The organism is Undibacterium sp. GrIS 1.8 (genome assembly GCF_040544445.1).
In the GTDB taxonomy this organism is placed as follows: domain Bacteria; phylum Pseudomonadota; class Gammaproteobacteria; order Burkholderiales; family Burkholderiaceae_D; genus Undibacterium.
In genome coordinates, this window is the sequence record NZ_JBEONQ010000033.1 from 32,884 (window position 1) to 52,319 (window position 19,436).

At 48.6% G+C, this 19,436-nt stretch carries 16 protein-coding genes; 5 read left to right on the top strand and 11 right to left on the bottom strand.

The window, feature by feature from the left end:
* Window positions 1-28 precede the first annotated feature (28 nt).
* Complete coding sequence (locus tag AAKU64_RS15425; RefSeq protein ID WP_354362385.1) at window positions 29-1,081, top strand: MBL fold metallo-hydrolase; 1,053 nt, start codon at window positions 29-31, stop codon at window positions 1,079-1,081.
* A 136-nt stretch (window positions 1,082-1,217) separates the two neighbouring features.
* Here the strand turns inward: AAKU64_RS15425 and AAKU64_RS15430 are convergent, their stop codons facing one another.
* Window positions 1,218-4,082 carry a M16 family metallopeptidase gene (locus AAKU64_RS15430; RefSeq protein WP_354362386.1) on the bottom strand — a complete coding sequence of 955 codons (2,865 nt, stop codon included), beginning with the start codon at window positions 4,080-4,082 and terminating at the stop codon, window positions 1,218-1,220.
* A 268-nt stretch (window positions 4,083-4,350) separates the two neighbouring features.
* A complete protein-coding gene (locus tag AAKU64_RS15435; RefSeq protein ID WP_354362387.1) occupies window positions 4,351-5,202 on the bottom strand; it encodes a D-hexose-6-phosphate mutarotase in 852 nt (283 codons plus the stop codon).
* A gap of 311 nt (window positions 5,203-5,513) precedes the next feature.
* Here AAKU64_RS15435 and AAKU64_RS15440 point away from each other — a divergent pair, with 311 nt between their 5' ends.
* Both AAKU64_RS15440 and AAKU64_RS15445 read left to right on the top strand, forming a co-directional pair.
* Complete coding sequence (locus AAKU64_RS15440; RefSeq protein WP_354362388.1) at window positions 5,514-8,489, top strand: bifunctional diguanylate cyclase/phosphodiesterase; 2,976 nt, start codon at window positions 5,514-5,516, stop codon at window positions 8,487-8,489.
* 117 nt (window positions 8,490-8,606) lie between these two features.
* Complete coding sequence (locus AAKU64_RS15445; protein ID WP_354362389.1) at window positions 8,607-9,761, top strand: HDOD domain-containing protein; 1,155 nt, start codon at window positions 8,607-8,609, stop codon at window positions 9,759-9,761.
* A gap of 17 nt (window positions 9,762-9,778) precedes the next feature.
* Here AAKU64_RS15445 and AAKU64_RS15450 read toward each other — a convergent pair whose 3' ends face one another.
* The 4 genes from AAKU64_RS15450 to AAKU64_RS15465 form a co-directional block, all read right to left on the bottom strand.
* Window positions 9,779-10,660, bottom strand: a complete 882-nt coding sequence (locus AAKU64_RS15450) for a Dyp-type peroxidase (RefSeq protein ID WP_354332300.1) — start codon at window positions 10,658-10,660, stop codon at window positions 9,779-9,781.
* Window positions 10,661-10,761: 101 nt separating this feature from the next.
* Complete coding sequence (locus AAKU64_RS15455) at window positions 10,762-11,214, bottom strand: GNAT family N-acetyltransferase (RefSeq protein WP_354362390.1); 453 nt, start codon at window positions 11,212-11,214, stop codon at window positions 10,762-10,764.
* Between the two features lie 56 nt (window positions 11,215-11,270).
* Complete coding sequence (locus tag AAKU64_RS15460) at window positions 11,271-11,813, bottom strand: hypothetical protein (RefSeq protein WP_354332297.1); 543 nt, start codon at window positions 11,811-11,813, stop codon at window positions 11,271-11,273.
* 24 nt (window positions 11,814-11,837) lie between these two features.
* Window positions 11,838-12,323 carry an asparaginase domain-containing protein gene (locus AAKU64_RS15465; RefSeq protein WP_354332295.1) on the bottom strand — a complete coding sequence of 162 codons (486 nt, stop codon included), beginning with the start codon at window positions 12,321-12,323 and terminating at the stop codon, window positions 11,838-11,840.
* Window positions 12,324-12,511: 188 nt separating this feature from the next.
* On the opposite strand from AAKU64_RS15465, the gene AAKU64_RS15470 reads away from it, so the two are divergent.
* Window positions 12,512-13,288: an L-asparaginase gene (locus AAKU64_RS15470; protein ID WP_354362391.1), complete on the top strand. Its 777-nt coding sequence runs from the start codon at window positions 12,512-12,514 to the stop codon at window positions 13,286-13,288.
* Window positions 13,289-13,402: 114 nt separating this feature from the next.
* Here AAKU64_RS15470 and AAKU64_RS15475 read toward each other — a convergent pair whose 3' ends face one another.
* From AAKU64_RS15475 to AAKU64_RS15485, 3 genes are all read right to left on the bottom strand, one after another.
* Entirely contained in the window at window positions 13,403-13,831 is a 429-nt protein-coding gene (locus AAKU64_RS15475; RefSeq protein WP_354332291.1) for a type II toxin-antitoxin system VapC family toxin, read from the bottom strand.
* The gene (locus AAKU64_RS15480; RefSeq protein WP_354332289.1) at window positions 13,828-14,067 is read right to left on the bottom strand and encodes a FitA-like ribbon-helix-helix domain-containing protein; all 240 of its coding nucleotides are present in this window, start codon (window positions 14,065-14,067) and stop codon (window positions 13,828-13,830) included. The genes AAKU64_RS15475 and AAKU64_RS15480 overlap by 4 nt, the downstream gene beginning before the upstream one ends.
* Before the next feature lie 274 nt (window positions 14,068-14,341).
* Window positions 14,342-15,787, bottom strand: coding sequence for a CoA transferase (locus AAKU64_RS15485; protein ID WP_354332287.1), 1,446 nt, complete (start codon window positions 15,785-15,787; stop codon window positions 14,342-14,344).
* Between the two features lie 384 nt (window positions 15,788-16,171).
* Here AAKU64_RS15485 and AAKU64_RS15490 point away from each other — a divergent pair, with 384 nt between their 5' ends.
* Window positions 16,172-17,572, top strand: a complete 1,401-nt coding sequence (locus tag AAKU64_RS15490; RefSeq protein ID WP_354332285.1) for a M20/M25/M40 family metallo-hydrolase — start codon at window positions 16,172-16,174, stop codon at window positions 17,570-17,572.
* A 301-nt stretch (window positions 17,573-17,873) separates the two neighbouring features.
* Here AAKU64_RS15490 and AAKU64_RS15495 read toward each other — a convergent pair whose 3' ends face one another.
* Together AAKU64_RS15495 and AAKU64_RS15500 are read right to left on the bottom strand one after the other, a co-directional pair.
* Window positions 17,874-18,425, bottom strand: coding sequence for a hypothetical protein (locus tag AAKU64_RS15495; protein ID WP_354332284.1), 552 nt, complete (start codon window positions 18,423-18,425; stop codon window positions 17,874-17,876).
* Window positions 18,426-18,618: 193 nt separating this feature from the next.
* Window positions 18,619-19,116 carry a DUF3806 domain-containing protein gene (locus tag AAKU64_RS15500; RefSeq protein ID WP_354362392.1) on the bottom strand — a complete coding sequence of 166 codons (498 nt, stop codon included), beginning with the start codon at window positions 19,114-19,116 and terminating at the stop codon, window positions 18,619-18,621.
* Window positions 19,117-19,436 lie beyond the last annotated feature (320 nt).

Here is a 19,436-nt window from a genome sequence, read left to right on the forward strand (position 1 = left end):
CTAGTTATTTTCTGGAAATGTCAAAAAAATGCCTCTGATTTTCGTACGTTTTATTCTAGGAATTATCTTGCTCCAGGTTCTGGGATGCTCTTCCGTACAAAGCTATCCCAAGTCCGATCACTATGATGGCACCAGCTTCTTTAATCCTGATAATCCAAAAGGTAACGGACTTTGGGATGGTTTGAAATTACTGTTTTCGTTTGATTTTGAAAGCTGGCCGGACTCGGTTAAAAATGCTCAGGCTCTTAATCTCCATAGAAATCGGGGTAAGGACGAGGTAGCAATTACCTTTGTAAATCATGCGACGGTACTGATTCAAACTGAACACTTTAATTTATTGACGGATCCTGTTTGGGCAGAACGTGTCAGTCCATTTAGCTGGATTGGTCCAAAGAGACATCGACAACCCGGCATCGCTTTTTCTGACCTGCCGGAGATTGATATCGTTGTCATCAGCCACAATCATTATGACCATTTAGATGTAGAGACACTCAAGCAATTAAATACTACTTTTCATCCAATGTTTATTGTCCCTCTCGGAAACAAGAAACTACTGGAAGAAAATGGAATACAACAGGTTGTTGAACTCGACTGGTGGCAAAGTGTAGAGACACCGCAAAAGCTTAAGCTGAGTTTGGCACCAGCGGAGCATTTTTCAAATCGCTGGTTATTTGATAAAAATCAAAGCTTATGGGGGAGTTATGTCATTTCCTTTAACGGACATACTGTGTATTTTGGAGGTGACACCGCGTACTCTTCTCATTTCAAAGCGATACGAGAGCACTTTGGTTCACCAGACATCGCATTTCTGCCCATTGGTGCCTATGAACCAAGATGGTTTATGAAGCAGGTGCATATGGATCCAGAGGAGGCCGTGCAAGCGCATGTAGACCTCGGGGCAAAACAAAGTATCGGAATACATTTTGGAACCTTTCAGTTGACCAATGAGAGTATTGACCGGCCTGTAAAAGATTTACATTCCGTGCTAGATCAGAAAAAAATAGTAAGAAATGAATTTCTGACACTTGAAGAAGGATCTACAAGATTATTCAAACTGAGTAATGTAAAAAATGATTTGTAGCGATGGTTTTATTTAAACATTGATTTTGAGTGAACATCTTCGCCTGCGATTAAAAAGTTGGCGCGTACTGGATAATGAAAAAAGCCAGGCTTACTGCCTGGCTTTTTTTACTCGTTACTCAAGTGTTTTTACGAAATTACCTCGCCTTTGCCTTAGCCTCGTCACCGGCGATAAAAGTGCTCATCTTTGCCGGGTCTATATATTTTTTAAACGCGGCATTCATTTGCTCCAAAGTCACCGCTTTGATTTTATCGTCCAGCGCCTGACTCCATGCCCAGGTACGGTTCAGATATAAATCGTAAGCCCAACCGCCAGCGATGGCCGCATCGCTGGTACGGTTTTGTGCGCGTTGTTGTAGTAAACCGGACTTGGCGCGGCTTAATTCTTCCTGCGTAAATCCCTGGCTCAGTGCGCGCTGTAATTCTTCTTTAATGGCGGCTTCTAGTTTGATTAAATTTTGTGGTGCCGCAGTGGCACTGATGCTGAAACTACCAACCGGATCAAAATCACCGGCAGATAAATCAGAACCACCGCCATAAGATAAACCGTCTTTTTGGCGAATCCGGTCCATCAGTCGTGAGTTCAATCCCGAGCCTGCACCGAAGATGTAATTTGCCAGACTGAGTGCCGGGTAATCGCTATCGTCTTGGCGTAAAGCTAGATTCATCCGGCTTACAAAATAGCCGTTCTCTTTGTCTGGCGTATTAAAGGTCTGACGTATTGCGGGAATCGTCTCCTGGTAATCGACCAGACGTGCGTAGGGTGCGGCACTTTTCCAATCTGCAAAGGCAGTTGTCACCGCTTGTTTGGTGCTCTCTACATCCATATCGCCGACAATCGCTAACTCACCTTTGGAGGCACCGTAAAACTGTTTGTAATAGGCTTTTATCTCTTCCAGATTCAGCTTGCGGGCGCTGGCAAGTGATTCGTCTATGGTTTGGCTGGCGCGAATATCGCCTTTGGGGTAGCGGTTAAAATGCTGTGCCAACGCCTGGTTGGCGACAGTTGATGGCTCGTTACGACTCCCCTCTACTCCTACAATCAGCGACTCGCGTGCTTGTGTAAATTCGCTGGCGGGGAAGCTTGGTTCACGCAGTACATGCGCCATCAATGCGATGGCAGCGGGTAAATTTGCCTTGGTGGTCTGGTAAGAAAACGCATTGCCAGTAATTTTAAGTTTTGCCATTTCATCCGCTAACTGCGCGCGGCTATATTTGCTGGTGCCCGCAGTAAGCAAACCGCGAGTGAATGCGGCAACGGTTTTTTTATCGAATAAACTTTTCTCATCACCCCAATGCAAACTCAACGAAACGTTGACCGTTTCACCGCGAGTTTTCTTAGGCAATAACGCAAGATGTAAACCGCCGATGGTGGCATGCTGTGTACGCTTGTCGATATTGGCTGGCGTGGAATCAAATACTTCTGCGCTTAAAGTATCGGCCTTAGGTTTAAAGTCCTTCATGACATCAGCCATGCTTGGTGCAGCGCTGATCTCTGCGCGTTGTGGTGCATCCTCAGGAATGAACATGCCAATGGTACGGTTGTCACGGACAAAATAACGTTTGACTGCGGCAGTGACTTGCTCTGCTGTGACTAGCTGGCTATTGTCTCTGTCCTTAAACAAATACCGCCAGTCACCCAGAGCAATATATTCCGACATGCTGATGCCAATAGACTCGTGATTGTTTAAGATTTTTTCATACTCGTTAGCAGTGTCGAGTTTGACTCTGTCCATCTCTTCTTTGGTGGGAGGGTTCGCTTTAAAATCCTCTATCCCTGCTAGTAAAGCATCTTTAGCCGCATCAATAGACGCGTCTTTTTTTACCACGGCACCAATGATTTTAAGACCTGGCGCCACGCTGCCCAGATCGCTAGAAAATACCTGGACGACCTTGCCTGTTTCTACCAGTTGTTTGTGCAACCGACCATTGGGTGAGTCGGTCAAAATATCGCCCGCAAAGCCAAGCGGGTCACTATCCAGATGTAAGTTAGCCGGTGTCTTATATGCCACCATCACCAGTTGGATATCGCCTTTGCGCCGGACTACAAAATTACGCTCGCCATCCTGCGTAGGCTCTACTGTCCAGAACGTTGGCAGCACTCGTGTCGGCTTGGCGATTTTGCCAAAATCCGTAGCAATCCATTGCAGAGTTTTGGCCTGATCAAATTTACCGGCGACTAACAAAACGGCATTATCGGGCTGGTAATACTGATGGTAAAACGCTTGCAGATTTTCTATCTTAACGTTCTCAATATCACTGCGGTTGCCGATAGTAGCGTTGCCGTAATTGTGCCAGTCAAAGGCGACGCTTTGCATACGCTTCATCATTACGCCGCTAGGAGAATTTTCATCCCCCTCAAACTCATTGCGTACTACGGTCATTTCTGAATCCAAATCTTTTTTGGCGATATTGGAATGCACCATACGATCTGCTTCCATCTGCAAAGCCCACTTCAGATTATCGTCACTGGCCTGGAATAGCTCGTAATAATTGGTGCGGTCTAGCGAGGTGGTGCCGTTCATGCGCATGCCGCGCTGGTTAAATTGTTCAGTAATTTTTGGATTATTGGGTGTGCCCTTAAACATCATGTGTTCTAACAAATGTGCCATGCCGGTTTCGCCATAATTCTCAAAACGCGATCCCACCAGATAAGTCACATTGACGGTGATGGTTGGCTTGGATGCATCTGGCATCAGCAATACTTTTAAACCGTTTGGCAAACGGTATTCAGTAATCCCCTCTACGCTAGTAATCTGGCTGACGCCTTTTGGCAAGGCATAAGCGGCCAGATGAGTAAGGTCAGCCGCATTAGTTTTCGGCGAGAACAGTAAGCTCAAGGTCAGCACCAGACCAGACACCAGCATGCCACTTGCCATAGTTTTATGCATGCGTTGCCGGGCTGACTTTAGATTGCTGGAAAAAACATGGGCTGGAGCCATTGACGTAACCACAGGCAACTTAACTGCGGATGACTCAAATACAGGGGACAGAATCGACATCGATAATCCTTGTGGGCACTTCATCAAATAACGCGGGTATTTTGCTGCATGAGTTTAGAGGCTCACTTTAACAATCACTGATTAGAACGCTGCGGGCAAATTTAATTCCATTTACCGCAAAACAAATTTGTGTGGTTAAAACTACTATCTGGCCAACGATCCAAAAAAATATACTGTCATAAGTATATTTTAGTTGTCCATAGGATTACTGGACAATTAGCCGATTTTGTTTAATTTTTAGGGGAGTATATGCAATTACTCTACAAAATTACGCTGCTGAGGCCGGTATTTCTACACTCAGCGTCTGGCTACCAGACCAGCTAGCACTGGGTGCCAATACGACAGGACGCATGACGGTGGCGGCTTCGATGCATAGCATGTGTTGCTCGCCGCCGGCTTCCATATCGGCTAAGGCTGCAGCTTTTTCTGCCCCTGGATTCCAGACTACGGCGTCGGTAAATCCTGTTTGACTAATGCGGGTTATTTGCTGCGGCTGGTACATCACTAGTTGTGCTGGGAGTTGTGGCACATTGGCATAAATTCTGTCGATCTCACCTGTAATCCGCAAACTCGCGTCTTGCTCCAGACACTCGCTGACGCCGCTGACCGAGTCCCGATAACGCAAACCCGCCAAGCCATGCACGCTCACATCGGCAATCTGATCCACCGCCAGATAGGTGTGTAAAGCGCTGGTAAAACTAAAACTGGTGTCGCCAGTATTGTGGATGCTTAGTTGTATTGTCAGGCGATTGCCCGCCACGCTGACGGCGAGTTCTGCGCGAAAAACATGCGGCCAGATTTGCAGGCGGGCGATATTTTCTTGCAGATCAAAAATTGCATATGCAGCGTCTTCGGCGCTTTCTGTCCTGTAACCAGTTTCCACTAAACGCCACAAGGATGTGCGCGCAAAGCCATGTTTAGGCAAGGCACCGACGTTAGCAAATTGCGGAAAAATCACAGGCACGCCGCCGCGAATGGCAGTGCCATCCGAGGTTGATGAGGCCTTACTCAAAAATAACTGCTCACGACCACCAGCAGGTATCCACGAGTACGCATGCGCACCATGCGGAGTGATAGTGGCGCGGGCGCCATCTTTAGCTTGCAAAATCAATGGTGTCATCAGACTTCATCCGTGGTGATAAAAGACAAAAAATTGGATCTGCCAGTATAGGAGCGAAAGGCTTTTTTTGTGGAGGCGGCTTAAAAAATGATCTGTAAAAATTGTATCTCGACTTACATAAGCTTTATATCCGCGCCAAGCAACGCAATCCAGTACAAAAATTATATAGGTGACAATTGGTACAACAATATTAATCAGCAGACCAGACCTTTCTCTACGAGAAAGCGACATACCGTTTTCAAACTCTAGCGGTATAACGCATAATGGCTAGGCGTTGTGCGCGCTGAAGGTCATTTTAGGCTTCCTATTTCATGTCCAGATCTCACAAAGTCTTCCCTACTGTCCATTTACATCCCAACGCATTTCTTGCGCGTGCTGCGCTATTGGTATTGCTGTACCTGGGTACCGGGCATCTGGGCTTAGCTGTAACCTATCTCTCCCCTCACATTAGCTTGTTATGGTTGCCTGCGGGTGTCGCCGTGGCTGGGCTAATGCGCTATGGTAACCGCATGCTGGGCGTGATTTATCTCGCCGCTTTTTTACAAGATTTGTCGGCAGGCTTATCGCCAGCAACTGCTGCTCTGGTTTCATTTGGCAACACCTTGGCGGCCTTTGTATGTTGCATGGTCTTGCGCTACAAAGAGGTACACCCGCAGTTTTTACAACGTAAAGATGTAGTCTGGTTCACCATTGCCGCCATGTTGGGTATGACGATGTCTGCCAGTATTGGCACCTTAGTACTTGGCTGGCACGGCTGGGTAGAAAATCTTCCCTTGACCTGGTCTACCTGGTGGGCAGGCGATCTGGTCGGGACTTTGTTGATGGCTCCTTTGTTACTGTCACTGTCTGCCAGTTCAGTTAAAGACCTGATCAAGCGCCGGGAAGAAATCATCATTTTCCTGCTGATTTTTTGCACGATTAACTGGTTTATCTTTATGGTGACCGAGCGCCAGATTGATCTGACGTTTATCGTAGTCGCCACTACAATCTGGTCTGCATTGCGGTTTGGCGTGACGGGTGCGACGGCAATAGCCCTGGCCTCATCTGCAATCGCGGCATTGGCAACGGCCAGCGGCAGAGGGCCGTTTACTGACTTGCAATCAGAGAGCAGCTTATTGGTTCTGTGGGCCTATATGTTCACTATGACGATCGTAGCTTTGGTGATTACCGCCTTGCAAGCAGAAAGTTTGCAAGCAGCGCGTGAGATACAAGATGCCTTAGAACGCATCAACAAAGTGGCATCCCGCTTACCCGGTTTAATCATGCAATACCGCATACGCGCTGACCGCAGCGTCAGTGTCCCTTATGCCAGCGACGCTATTTTGGGGATATTTGAGGTGACGCAAGAACAGGTGGTGAGCGATGCTCTGCATGTATTACAGAAAATCGATAGCGGCGATGTAGAAAAGGGCAACATCAGCCTGCGCGAAGCGACCAGAACCCTGTCGCCCTGGCAAAATGAATTCCGCTTCCGCCGTGCGGATGGCACCGTGCGCTGGTTAATGGTTGACGCATTACCAGAGCGCGAAGCCGACGGCGCCATGCTATGGCATTGTTTTGTGAGCGACATTACCGAGCGCAAACAGGCTGAAAAAGATTTACGTATCGCGGCTTTTACTTTTGAGTCGCAAGAAGGGATTTTTGTCACTGATGCTGATTGGCAGATATTGCGCGTCAACCATGCGTTTTCAAAAATCGCGGGCTACGACAGCAATGAGTTAATTGGTCAAAAAATCCGGCGTCACTACGATAAGCAGCAAGATAAAGCTTTTTACGATGTCCTCATGGACTACTTAAAAGAACACCATTTCTGGCAAGGTGAGTTATGGAATCGTCGTAAAAACGGGGAAATTTATCCACAAATGATCACCGTGACTGCCATCACAGATAGCCGTGGCGACATCACAAATTACGTTGGATCATTTACCGATATTAGCCGCCATAAAGGTTATGAGGCAGAAATCCGCAACCTGGCTTTTTACGATCCGCTCACCCAATTACCGAACCGCCGCTTGCTGATGGACCGGCTGCAACATCTGATTAGCATTAGCAAACGCAATGAAAGTCACAGCGCGATTTTGTTCATCGATCTGGATAATTTTAAAACGCTGAATGACACCCGCGGCCATGATGCCGGGGATATTTTGTTGGTAGAAACTGCCCGCCGGTTACAAACTTGTATGCGTGAATGCGATACCGTGGCACGTCTTGGCGGTGATGAATTTGTGGTGGTGCTGGAAGAACTAAGCCATACACGCAATGAGGCGATCCAGCAAACTGACCGTATTGCAGAAAAAATCCGGCAAGTATTAAGTCAGCCTTACGCGATTATGGATTTTGAACACCACGGCTCTAGCAGTATCGGCGCTTGTCTGTTCCAGGGAAATGACGTCACCGTCAAAGACTTATTCAAACGTGCCGATACCGCGATGTACGAGGCAAAAACTTCTGGGCGTAATGCCGTACGTTTCTTTGATCCGGCCATGCAAGCAATCCTAGTCGTGCGCATGATGCTGGAGTCTAATTTACGTCTGGCATTGGCGCAAAACCAGTTCCAGTTGTATTACCAGGTACAAGTCAATTCCGATGGCAAATTGATCGGTGCCGAAGCACTGCTCCGCTGGATACATCCTGACCGCGGCTTTATATCGCCAGCCGATTTTATTCCACTGGCAGAAGAAACCGGATTAATTATTCCGATTGGTCTTTGGGTGATGGAAACCGCCTGCGCGCAAATCAAACTATGGGAGGCACATGAAGATAGTCGCCACCTTAGTCTAGCCGTCAACGTCAGTGCCAAACAATTTAAACAGGCCGATTTTGTCGAGGCTTTTACCGAGATAGTCCATCGGCACGGGATCGATCCGACACGCTTAAAAATTGAACTGACCGAAAGCACGGTGCTGGATAATGTTGATGCCACGACCGAGAAAATGCATCAACTTAAAAAACTAGGTATTTCTTTTTCTATGGATGATTTTGGTACTGGCTATTCTTCACTCGCGTACTCGCAACGACTGCCGCTCAATCAACTCAAAATCGATCAATCATTTGTACGTGATTTAAGCGACGACGAGAACGACGCAACCATCGTGCGCGCGATCATTTCGCTGGGTGTCAATCTTGGCTTAAACGTGATTGCGGAGGGTGTAGAAACCGACGCACAACGTAGCTTTTTGATACAGCATAATTGTCTCGCCTTCCAAGGTTATTTGTTCTCTAAACCCTTGCCGCTGGACGGATTTTTAAAATTGCTGGCGTTAGACAGCTCTAAAAATCCTACGTAAAAATAGAGTGACGTATGGCAGGACTTTAGTCCGAATGCGATCGATAACAAGTTAGGGCGGTTTTGCGTAAGTACTAATTTATATCAAATTGAAAAATCAGAAATATAAGGATCAAATGTGGCTAGTCTGATGGCTTGGATCAAACAAATTTTTATACGAACGACACCAATAGCAGTTCGGACTCCGCTCAGCTCAACAGACACGTCTTACGTCAATAACGGACAAATAAATCCAACAGAGTCAGTGGAAAAATCGGCAGCGTCATTAATGCAAATAGACGACCTCACCGCTAACAATACCACCATCAGTACCGACATCGATTGGCAGGCAGATTATCTGCTTTGGCTATTAGAAGATTTGCTGGTTGAAGCTGGTTTGGGTCCAGCCACTGCCGCCTCCAATCTCAGTGCGCTGCAATTACTGCAACAACTACAAGAATTAAGCCGGAGTAAATTTGCAGGCCAGGATTTAATTCCACGTGTGCCCGCGGTGTTGCCACAACTTTTCAAAAGTTTGCGCGATGAAAACGCCTCAGGTAAAAACCTTGCTGACATCATCGCAAAAGACGTGGTGCTGGTCGCCGAGGTCTTGAATGAAGCGAATAGCTCTTTTTACGGCACCAGTAACAAAATCAATAATCTGGAAAGCGCACTGCTACTGCTAGGGCAAAACGGCTTACGGATGTTATTAGCAAAAGTCTCTTTCCGCCCCATCATCCAACTACAATCGGGCAGCCTGAGCAAGCTCTTGGCGCCCGTCATCTGGGAACAATCCGAAGCCTGCGCCAACGCTGCCCGGCTATTCGCCATAGAGCGAGGCGAAGATCCCTTCCCCGCATTTTTAGCCGGCCTATTACAAAGCGTCGGCATGATCGTCGCCTTACGGATTGCTGACCGCACCGACAGGCGGCAAAGGTTTCCAGACGATGCACGGTTCAGGGCAAGATTAGTAAAAGATGCCCATCACCTGGCAGCGAGAGTTGGAGAGCATTGGGGATTTCCAGCAAACGTCATCAACGCCATTGATGAGCAACACAACCACAATGCCCAAAATACCAAAGACAAGATTAACAGCAGCGATAAAGTCCCACGCAGCGCGATGGGGCAAATTCTGTATCAGGCCAGCCAAGTCAGCCAGATTTGTCTGCTACAAAAAGCAGGGCTACTGGCAGAAGACGACGAAGCTCTGGTGCTCACCCTGACCACCAGCAGCAAACGCTGCCTGCGTGCGGTTAAAAAACGAAATATTGCGAATGACAGCGTCGCCTGCTGATCAAGTAAACTCTAACTTTATAAACCTATCGCAGACAAATCAATCCGGCCGTCCTTCATGGGCGGGCACCAGAAATAACTGCCGGTGACTGGCTGGCTGAATTTGAAGATTGCGTCGACGATGCCGTCTTCTGCTCCGGACATGCGGCGCAATTGTGCGGCGAATGGGTAAAACGAGCTGCCGAAGGAGACGAAAATTAAACCTGCTTTGCCTTGTTCTGCCCATGGCATGGAACGACGCAGCGAGAATGCTTCGGGTTCGAAATCTTCTTGTGCTGTGCGTTTGACGTGAGCAGATTCCGGTGCATCTTCCAGCTCTTCGTTATCGCTTCTGCGACGGCCAACGGCGTTGTCTTGGTCTTGGCTGGGCATAGCGTCAAATTTATCGAAATAGTGTAACCATTGCTGGACGGCGACCATGCTACTGCCGTCTAAGCCTGCGCCCTGTCCTTGTACGATGGCGGCGCTGAAGGCGGCTTCGTCTTTCGGGTTTTCGGTGCCGTCTTCATAGCCGGTGAGGTCGCGATCAGTATCGTACTTAAAGCCATCAATTGCCTGTTGCAAATCGAAGGCGGGATTTAATGCAAGTCGCACGCGGCGAGTCTGGTGCGCCAGTTCGCCACGCTCGGTTTCTCGCAACCAGCACCATACGGCTGCGGGAGTCGCAGGCAAGCCGACACGGCTGCCTTCGATGCCGACAAATTCATATAGCCCGTCGATCGTCTTGCCTAAAGCGGCGACTAGGGACGCGCCTAAACCCAGCACGACATGGTCGCCATCGACTAGCGAAGACAATGCAATGAGCGCGCTGCGGATAGCTGCGATATCGGCTGCAGGTTTGATCGTAAAGCTAAGATAAGTCGCGTGCGGAGTGATGTGTTGCAGAATACCGTTTTGCATTTGAGTGACCGAAAGATTTGAATTGGATAATGAAGAGGGCGAAGAAGAATTTTAATCAGGATTGGCTGAGCCTGCTAACAGTTTTGCGTCAGTAAAAATACTCAATTTTGCAGGCGTGGCGGACGGACATAGTAGATATCCCATTCCGTCTCGTGACTAAATACAAATCCATGTTTAAGATAAAACAAGTTAGCGTCGCTTTGACGTAAAGCACCGACATGTAAACTCAACCCAAGCTGATCTGTTTCGCTAAAAATTTGTTGCAATACCTTACTACCGATGCCTTGCCCATGATGCAGAGGATCAAGATATAAATGGTCTAGCATCAGCCCGGCATCACAGGGTTTGACCGCCACAAAACCAATTCGCTGATCGCCATCAATCACAATATGGCGTGTCACTGTAGGGTCATAACTGGCACGTAATCGTTCACGCGCACGTTGCGGGTTAAATCTGCCTATGCGCTCCAGACTGGCTTGCATAGCGCGGATGCGCAGAGCTAACAGCGCCTCAAAATCGGCTTCTGTTGCGGGGATCAGTTCTATTGTTTGCATTGTTGGCGGACTGACATTGCGTATTACTTATGACTCACTTTTTGCAATTACTTTGCTTACTCTTCTGGCCAGGCAGCCATTACGACTTCTTCAATGTCGTCAGGATTATTGACTTTTTTTAATACGCTTTGCCATTCTTGAGGAGAGGGCTTGGCACGGGTAGTGAATTTGGGCATTTCATTAGCCCGTTTAAAATCAAACATTTTGGGTGTGTCGATATTCATCTTGATACCAAATACCACCAGACCCCGGTCGACAGAAAATGGACTGATTTTTTTGACAGCGTCACTAATTGCATTCTCATAAAATTCATGCAAAGCAGGTTCCATATCCAGCCATGTCGCTACCTTGCCATCGGACCGCACGGCGATCACCAGATAACCGCTGGTGGAGGGGATCGATGCTTTTTTTAAGGCTTTCCAAATCTGCGACTGCACTTTGTTAGAGAAGCGTGCCATCTCGTCGGGTTTGATTTGTTTGGACTTCAATACATCTTCAGACTGGAAGAAATACAGGCTGTCAAAGCGCGTTTCTGCCGCCTGACCTGGACTAGCCAGCACCGACAATAACAGCAAGAAAATTGATAGCAGTAGTTTCATGTTTGAGCCAATCAATACGCTAAATCAGTTGGTCACAAAAACGCCGGCAGCACGATTTTTTTGTACATTATTCCAGTTAAACACCTGGCCATTCATGGCAACGTAGACACCTGCTGGCAATAGCTGTGCTACACCGCAGGCAAAGCCGAGATTAAACAAGGCGTCTGAATTGGCGATTTCGTAAGGGATCATCGCGCCGGTAAAAACGATAGCTTTATCCAAATTGGCTGCGCCCAATACCTCAGCTGTTTCGCGCATGGTGTCTGTGCCGTGGATGATCACAATCGCGTGCTCCGGTGCTTGCTGACATGATGCCAAAATCCGCTGACGATCCGCGTCCACCATATCGAGTGAGTCCATTAATTGATCCGCTTCCAAAGCCACAGGCACAGTGATGCGCGCACGCTTAAGAACGTCGGGTAAATGGCTGTGTGCAAAACTTAACTTCCCTGCCAGCTCATCATAATGTTTATCGAAAGTGCCGCCGGTGCCAATGATGCGTAATGTCATAATGGTTTTGTCATGAGAAGGTTGATCTGGTGGGTATATTGTAGCGCTGAAGTTTACTCGCAGCGAAATTGGATTAGACTTCTCACTACTTTTGTACTAACTTTGTTGATTAGTCCGGCAGCGGCAACGTCGCTGTTACCTTTAAAATAGACCTTTAAAACAAACCTCTAACACAGATACATATCAGCATGAAACCGATCGCTCCCGGCACTGTCATTTTCCATCGTCATCGCGGCTATGGCGTGCTGACGTCCGTTAATTTACTCACGGGTTGGGTGGCAGCACGGTTTGGCGATGAATCGCGCACGCTGGATTTAAATTTATCTACTGATGATGTGCAACATGCCGATGGCGAAGCGATTTTATTCCGCCGCCAGCCGCCAGAGCGCATGCCACATGCGCGCCTGATGGCGATGGTGCGTGACTTGCATCAGGCTGGCTACCAAAAATTGTATTTGTACAGCTGGCCGAAACCCTCTGGCCTGCATTGGCGCTGGCAATTATTCACAGGACCGCGGCAATGGATGCAAAGACCGTGGCGCGAGGGCTGGTATGGCTCTGGCGCGGATTACAACTTCAATCCGGTCATGGGGTGGGGCGATGCTCCGGGCGCGAGCACGACAGAATTAGTCGACGCTTTCGCCCGGTTTGACCCCGCCGGACTAGCGCAAGCCTTGGGCCGCGACGAAGACCATACCATCTGGTTTGCCCAAATCTGTGAAGTTTTGCTCCCTGACTATGCATACAGTCTGGGAGCCGATACGCCCGACAATCCGCTACCTCTGTATCTGCCAACCATGCCGGTACGTCAACGTTTGCCAGAACGCGCCGACCTGCGACTCAGTTACCCGCCCGGCTGGGAACAAACTTGGAGCGCCGACAGCTTAAGCCGCCGCCATCAAATGCGTGCCATGGTGCGACATGACGTGATTCCAAGCAGCTTTAACTTATCGCTAACGCCATAGCAAAAACCATATACTCCCCGTATAAATTTGTAAATATGGCTTATTGCCCAGACTTTGATTGGACGACTTAAATATACATATAGGGAGTATGATTTTTTACAGATGTGATCGACATCAATGTGGCTGCCACATCCAAGGGTTGATAACAGCTAAACCAGCTGCATCAAAAGGCGATGTATCGCGCGTAGCTACTGCAAAACCATGTGTCGCCGCGATAGCGGCAATATAGCCGTCTGCAGGCGCAATGGCCAGTCCCGCGGCACGAGCACGGGAGCGCAACGTCGCATAGGATTGCGATGCAGCGTCGTCAAACGCCAGGACGCGTCCCGCGAACAGCGGTAAGACTCGCTGCTCAAGGCTGGTACCAAGCGTATCCCGGCGTTTGCCGTCTGGTAACGCAGCGATACCAAAGCGTAATTCCGCAAGACTGATGGTCGAGAGATACAGCGTTTCGATGATCTGCGCGTCTATCCAGGCAAGCACGTTGGCGTTGCCTGCTACTTTCAATGGTTCTGAGATGATGTTGGTATCAAGCAAGATCATTCAAAACTCACTGGTTCGGCTGGTGTCCTATCGCGTTCGATCTCAAGATCAATGCCGCCCACTTCTCGGCCAATGTCGGCTAAGAGTGTACCAAGCTTAATCCGTCCCTCCGGTCGAACCGCAGATTCGAGGATCGCCCGAATTTCAGCCTCAGTACTGCGGCCATGCGTAGCGGCACGCACGCGCAAGGCGCGATGCGTTTCATCAGACAAGTTGCGAACAGTAAGGGATGCCATTGCGCTCACTCCTATAAATTGATATCAATGATGGCATTATAGTTTATTGATATCAATTTTGCGATGTCAAAAAAGTGTTTTCCGGCACGATTAAAAACATGGCGCGTGATCTCTGCTAACGTTAATTACTCGCTGAGGTATGAGCAAAAACCATATACTCCCCGTATAAATTTATAAATATGGCTTATTGTCCAGACTTTGATTGGACGACTTAAATATACATAGATAGAGTATATATTTTTCGCCAATAAATTAAAGACATCTGAACCGTCCCTCAGCTCCATCGTGCAGCATGGCTGCCTAATGGCGACGGTGGCAAATCAAACCCTGGCATTGTTTCTGACATGCGCTCGACCGGAGCAATGGCCCTAATCTGCCCGAAATCTGAAGACATCGTTTGAAGGTAAGCGGCGACTTCTGTTTGGCTTAATTCGGCCTGGTTTTCTATCCGCCGCACACTAGTGTCAACCATACCTAGTGTTTGCAACCAATGGCCAGTTTGTGCCAGCGATATCCGCACTAGCCAACTGCCGCCCTCTACAGCCCGACGTTGCAATGCGACCATGGCACCGAATGCGGCGAGATAACCTGTTGCATGATCTAGGGCTTGGCAAGGTAATTTCCCCGGCGAATCCAGATGGCTGCTCTGCCCTTCTTGCCACGCAATGCCGGTAGCCGATTGCACCAGACTATCAAATCCTCTGCGCTCTGCCCAAGGCCCTGCATGGCTATAGGCGGACAAGCTGACTTGTATTAAGCCTGGTCGTAATTCACTCAAAGCCTGTGTGGAAAACCCTTGTGCGGCCAAAGCTCCGGGGCGATACGCTTGCATAAAAATGTCGGCACCGCTGACCAGTTCACGTAAGGTCGTGGCATCTTTTTCCTGTCGCAAATCCAGTTGGGCAGAACGTTTGCCGCGCCCGGTGTCGATCACCAGCGGCATAATATTAGGGAGGTGCGCAGCGCTCACCGCGAGCACGTCTGCGCCGTGTTGTGCGAGCGTTCGTGCGCCTACTGGTGCGGCGATTACCCTCGACAAATCGAGTACGCGAACCCCGCTTAGTGGGCGCTGAGCAGTAGCTCCGACAGGTTGATTTGCCTGCGCTGTTTTGCCAATCGGCTCTGCTGGCGCGTCGCCAATCCGGATGATTTCTAGTAACGGTAATGAGGCAATTGCTGCTGCTTGCGGATGCGCATTCCATTCGCTGGGCGTGCGTATCATCGCCGCGCATAATCCTTCTGCTGCCAGGCGCTGATCCAGATCGGCTGCGCGCCAACCACCAATTGCCTTGGCTACCGCATCACGATTATTTGCGCATTCCAAGACCCGTAAAACACCATCTCGATGGTGCGGAAAGTTAGTATGCAATTGTATCCAGCGTCCATCACCAGCCTGATAATAACCAGCAATCGGGCTCCATACATCCGCAGGTGGCTTACCGTCAACGGTCAGATACCGCTCGCTACGAAACATCGCCATGGCGTGTTTCATATCGATACTAATTTGCTGGCTGCGAGCTGAACTATGGCCCGATCGCAAACGCCAGATATCCGCCGCCGCCAGCGCCTGCGCACCCAAGGTAGCGGCAGCAATCGCGCCAACATGGAAAGACGACGGCAACTGATACTCTGCATTTAAGAACGACAAATTAGCGAGACTTTGCGGATCACATTTGGCGTCAGCCCATAACGATGCCAAGGGATTGAATGGAACTTGCATAGCACTTACTCTCCACAGATTTGATCAGACCTAGTTTTATCAGGTTTACTTTCATCCGACAAACTACCATCGTAAAATTTTGATCTGAAACGTTTATTCTCAATCATTTCTATACCTTAAATTACCTATACTCCCCCATTATTTTTACAAAAATAGCCAATTGTCCATACTTTAATTGGACGTTTAATATATACATAGCGGTGTATGTATTAATAACATAGAAAATACCGAGTGAACTCAGCAAACAAATCTGCTATAAAAATCGTATAGAAATCGATAAGTCGCAGTGCGTAAACACTTTTTTATCAGGCTGTTATGATTGCTGGCTTCGACCTCACTCGCTACTTTACTCACTAGCTCACTCGCTTTTTGGAGATCACTATTTTGAAACTCAACAAGATATCCGCCAGCCTGACTGGCACATTAGTTTTGCTGCCTTTTTTGCTCCCTACCCTACCGGTACAAGCACAAGAATCGGCTACCGATGCGCCACAAAAAGTGATCGTCAAACAAGCGATGGTGGAGCAAATCGTGCAAGAGATTTCAGCCAAACGGATCGACGCTTATATCAACAAACTAGTGAGCTTTGGCACGCGGCACACTATGTCGGACACGAAGTCCGATACCCGTGGCATCGGCGCGGCACGGCGCTGGATTAAATCGGAATTGGAACGCTGCGGCGCTAATGGCAAACTCAATGTCAGCTTTGACAGCTATACCGAAGCCGCTGGCCGTAGGCTGACGCAAGCGACTGACATCGTCAATGTAGTGGCAGAGCTAAAAAGTGCAGTCCCCAGCGATCGCTACTACGTCGTCAGCGGACATTACGACTCTCGCGCGACCGATGTGATGGATGCCACTTCCGTGGCACCCGGCGCCAATGACGACGCCTCGGGCACTGCGGCGGTAATGGAAATGGCGTGTGTCATGGCGCAGTCCAAATACAAGTTCAACGCCAATCTGATTTTTATGGCGGTAGCAGGCGAAGAGCAAGGTCTGTTCGGCGCGGCACATTTTGCAAAATCCGCGCGAGCAAAAAATATGAATATTGCCGGCATGTTCACCAACGACATCATCGGCAGCTCGCGCGCGGATAACGGCCATATTGACAATACCCAGGTACGTTTATTCGCAGAAGGTATTCCAGCCCTCGCTGAATTGCCAGAACCGTTACGCACTTTGATTTCTACCGGCGGCGAGAATGATTCTATCTCGCGCCAGCTGGCACGACAGGTCAAGCAGATCGGTGAAACCTATGTACCCGATTTTAAAGTCACCATCGTCAACCGCCGCGACCGCTACCTGCGCGGCGGCGATCATATTCCGTTTTTAGAACAAGGTTATGCCGCGTTGCGCTTCACCGAACCGAATGAAGATTTCAATCATCAGCATCAAGATGTACGTACTGAAAACGGCATCAAGATCGGCGACCTGCCCGAATTTGTCGACGTCAATTACACCGCGCAAGTAGCCAGAGTAAACGCCGCAGCCTTAGCCACACTCGCACTGGCACCGGCATCACCTACGCAAGTCAAAATACAAACCGCACAACTCGAAAACAGCACCAGCCTGGTATGGCAAGCCAATGTCGAAACCGACCTGGCAGGCTACCGCATCCTCTGGCGCGAAACCACCGCAGCCAACTGGCAACACAGCCTGGACGTCGGCAACGTCACAAGTTACACGATGAAAAATGTGTCGAAGGACAATGTGTTTTTTGGAGTGCAGGCAGTGGATAAAAAAGGTAATGCCAGCGTCGCCAGCTATCCCTTGCCTTTGCGCTGAGCTTTAGTGACTTATTAGTTATCAATTGCAGCAAGACCAAGTTCCTGCCGAAAGAAGTAGGTACGATTAGCTCCGCGTAATCGTACGCATGTTAGTCGCTAGCATGTCCAGCAGGAAGCAAGTACACGGCGATAGTTGTGCATCGTTTAGACCCATGTTGAAGTAAACGGGCAGCTTTGCATGCGTGCGATTACGCTGCGCTAATCTTACGTACTCGGGCTAACGTCTGAATTCACCGGCCTGCGCGGTTTTTCGCGCAGGTCCGGTGGAATGAAATGTTAGCCATTTCGCACCGTTGCGATTAAGGTGTCCCCGGGATTTTTTCGTACAGACCCGCAAGGTCCGCTTGTTCCGCGGGAAAATGGTTGCAGTATTCGCGCATGAACCAATGGTAGAGCTGCTCGCTTTTCACGAAATAGGGCATGAAAAAACGAATTGCATCTTCCTTTGGCTGTAGGCTAGTTAGATACGCTTTTTCCTGTTGATTCCATCCACTCCAACGCATGAGATCGACGGTGTCGAGTAATAGCCGATAGGTCTTAGTTCCTGCAAAGTCCCATTCGACGGAAGTGCTTGGTAACGACCGATGTGTGGTGAAGTTTCTGAGTTTTTTTACGCACGCCGCAAGCAGATCGTTCTGAAAAATTGAGGCTACCTTAGTGTCGTAGTCAGTCTTGAAGGCTTTCGGAAACGATCCTGCTTGCACTGCAACGCGATAATGATCGATTAGCGTTCCGGCGGACATAAGGAAGTTATAAAAAGATCTAACTGCATCTATGCAGTAGTCTTCGCCATTTCCTGGCATGTCCATCTTGATGTGCATCGCGTACGCATTGATGTTGGCATGTTGCATTAGATCTAAGTGGTTTCTCTTGAACATAAGGAAACTGAGCTCATGATCAATCAGAAACTTTCCTGTCTTTGAATTAAACACGCGATCTCCCGAAGGACAAATGGCTAACGTAACGGTGAGCGGATAGCCGCACACAAATTAATAAAATATTTCGTCATTTTGCGGCCAGTCCGATCGACCATCTTGTTAGGCATCACTGAATTTTCCCAGCATTCTCTTGTACGTACTTCTTCAGCTCATTCGCCATGAATGGCACGTCAAATGTTTCGCCTCGCTCAACTCGTTTGGCGAACATTACTGGCGCTGCTATCGTCAATGTTGTTCGCTTATAACGCAAAACCACACCGGGGCCGTACTCATCGTGAACTTCCGACCAGGATAGCCCTGGCACGAATGCAATCAGCGCGTCGCCATAAGCCACACCCAAAGCAATCCAAGTATTTCGATCAGCGTGTTTTATTGAAGGATCTTCTGCAAGAGTCTGAAGGACTCTAAAATCCTTTGGTGCTCGAGAAAGCATCTGTCCCGGATTTCGCTTACTAACCATTCTGTTCACCAAACGACGAAATTCATCCAGCTCGGCCTTCGACTCGGCGGACAGAGGCGTGAACACTGGGGGCTTTGGATTCCCCTGTGCCGCAGCAGTCACGACTGTAAAAAATAGAACGACTGCCTGAAATATCTTGAGCATAAGGAATGATGCCTAACGTGATTTAATTTTCATTTTGCAATAATAACCGACCGAAGAAAAATAACAAGCTTGCTCTACATCTCTTGAAACGCTGATGAACGTTAGCGATATTTAGCAAACGTAGGGTACGTTACACGCACTGCAGTAGCTACGAAACTTGATAATAAAAACTCAGTAATATCAGTGTATTTATCTATACTCCCTCTAACAATTCGTATAAATATAGGCGGATTCAAGTACGAAGAGCAACATTGAATAAAAAGTCAAAGGGTCAGATGCGATAGCATTCTGCCTTTTGACCAGCCAGTCGAAAGTTGCCG